This is a genomic window from Delftia sp. ZNC0008, assembly GCF_000799035.1.
In the GTDB taxonomy this organism is placed as follows: Bacteria; Pseudomonadota; Gammaproteobacteria; order Burkholderiales; family Burkholderiaceae_C; genus Comamonas; species Comamonas tsuruhatensis.
On record NZ_JTKZ01000497.1, the window covers coordinates 1 to 1,931 of the forward strand.

Consider the following 1,931-nt stretch of genomic DNA (forward strand, 5'->3'; position numbering starts at 1 on the left):
CCGCGTGCCTGCGCGGGCGCCCAGGCCTTTGGCGTGGGCTCGGGCGGCTCGCCCCTGGTCAGCGGGCACAGCACGGCCAACGCCGCGCTGGAGGAACAGCTGGCGCACTTCGTGCAGCTGCCGCGCGCGCTCTACTTCTATGCGGGCTACGCCACCAATGCCGGCATCGTGCCGGCCCTGGTGGGCGCGGGCGATGCCCTGTTCTCCGATGCGCTCAACCACGCCTGCCTGATCGACGGCGCACGCCTGTCGCGCGCCCAGGTCCACCGCTATGCCCATGCCGACCTGGGCGACCTGGCCGCGCAACTGGCCGCCAGCACGGCCCGGCGCAAGCTGGTCATCAGCGATGCCGTGTTCAGCATGGATGGCAATGTGGCCGACATCCGCGGCCTGCTGGCGCTGTGCGAGCAGTACGACGCGCTGCTGCTGCTTGACGACGCGCATGGCTTCGGCGTGCTCGGCCCACAAGGCCGGGGCAGCCTGGCCGAGGCGGGACTGACGGGCGCAAACGCCTCGCCGCGCGTGCTCTACATGGCCACCCTGGGCAAGGCCGCTGGCGTGGCCGGCGCCTTTGTCGCGGGCAGCGACATGCTGGTCGAGTGGCTGCTGCAAAAGACGCGCAGCTACATCTTCGCCACGGCCGCGCCGCCCATGCTGGCCAGCGCGCTGCAGGCCAGCGTGGCCCTGATCGAGGCCGAGGACGAGCGCCGCGAGGCCCTGGCCGAACGCATTGCCGAGCTGCGCGCCGGCCTCACGCCGCTGCTGGCGCGCACGGGCTGGCAGTTGCTGCCTTCGCGCACCGCCGTGCAGGCCCTGGTCATAGGCTCCAACGCCACGGCCCTGGCCGTGATGGAAGGCCTGCGCGAGCGCGGCCTGTGGGTGCCCGCCATCCGCCCGCCCACCGTGCCCGAAGGCACGGCGCGGCTGCGCATCGCGCTGTCGGCCTCCCACACGCGCATCGACGTGCAGCTGCTGCTGACGGCGCTGGACGAGGTCTCGCGCCTGGCCCCACCCCTGCCCTGAATCCCTCTTCACCACCGGAACGGAGACATCCATGCCCCATCTCTACGTCGAATACACCGACAACCTCGCCGGTCTGCCCGGCCAGCAACTGCTGACCGAACTCAACGCCTTCGTCTGCGGCCACCCCAGCATCCTGGACGAGGCTGACGTCAAGGCCCGCCTGCTGCCGGTCAGCCAGTTCGAGATCGGCTCGGCACCAGCCAATCGCGGCTTCGTCCATGTGCAGCTGCGCCTGCTGGCGGGCCGTACCGACACGGCCAAGAAAGAACTGTCCGAAGGCATTGCCGCGGTGCTGCGCCGCCTCACGCCCCAGCCGGCCGGCATGATGGTCCAGCTCAGCGTGGAAATCGCCGACATGGACAAGCCCAGCTACTACAAGGGTCGCCTGTAAGGCAGGCGCCGGGCCTTGTCCGCCGTGAGCACCCGCGCACGCTGCGCGCAATGCCTGCGCCCTGAGCGCACCTGCCTGTGCCCCCTGGTGCAGCCGGTGCCGCATGCGGTGCAGTTGCTGGTGCTCCAGCATCCCGAGGAGGAACTGCAGGCCAAGGGCACGGGCCGGCTGCTGCACCTGTGCCTGCCCGCCAGCCGCCTGGCGGTGGGCGAGGCCTTCGAGCCAGCGCAGTTGCAGGCACTGCTGCACGCGCCCTGGCAGTCGGGCGACGCCCCGCGACAGGCCGTACTGCTCTATCCGGAAACACCGCACGGCGACCAGCTGGGCCTGGCCAGGCAAGCGCCCTGGCCGCAGCCCGCGCCATGCCCGGAGGACCTGCGCCTGGTGGTGCTGGACGCCACCTGGCGCAAGAGCCGCAAGATGCTCTACCTCAACCCCGGTCTGCAGTGCCTGCCGCGCCTGGCACTGCAGGGCGACCTGCCCGCCTCGCGCTACGGCGCCCTGCGCAAGGACGCGG

The 1,931-nt window shown here is 71.5% G+C and carries 3 protein-coding genes; all 3 read left to right on the forward strand.

Features of this window, described 5'->3' with window-relative positions; translation table 11 throughout:
* Nucleotides 1–1,023: aminotransferase class I/II-fold pyridoxal phosphate-dependent enzyme (locus L995_RS16815; RefSeq protein WP_047472711.1), on the forward strand; the 1,023-nt coding region annotated here is incomplete at its 5' end.
* 31 nt (nt 1,024–1,054) lie between these two features.
* Nucleotides 1,055–1,414, forward strand: a complete 360-nt coding sequence (locus L995_RS16820; protein WP_012203756.1) for a 5-carboxymethyl-2-hydroxymuconate Delta-isomerase — start codon at nt 1,055–1,057, stop codon at nt 1,412–1,414.
* Nucleotides 1,415–1,429: 15 nt separating this feature from the next.
* The coding region (locus tag L995_RS16825) for a tRNA-uridine aminocarboxypropyltransferase (protein ID WP_047472712.1) at nt 1,430–1,931 on the forward strand (502 nt) is incomplete at its 3' end.

Bases quoted from the DNA above. Each gene is read 5' to 3' on its own strand.
- L995_RS16820 (WP_012203756.1), top strand. From the start codon at position 1,055: ATGCCCCATCTCTACGTCGAATACACCGACAACCTCGCCGGTCTGCCC.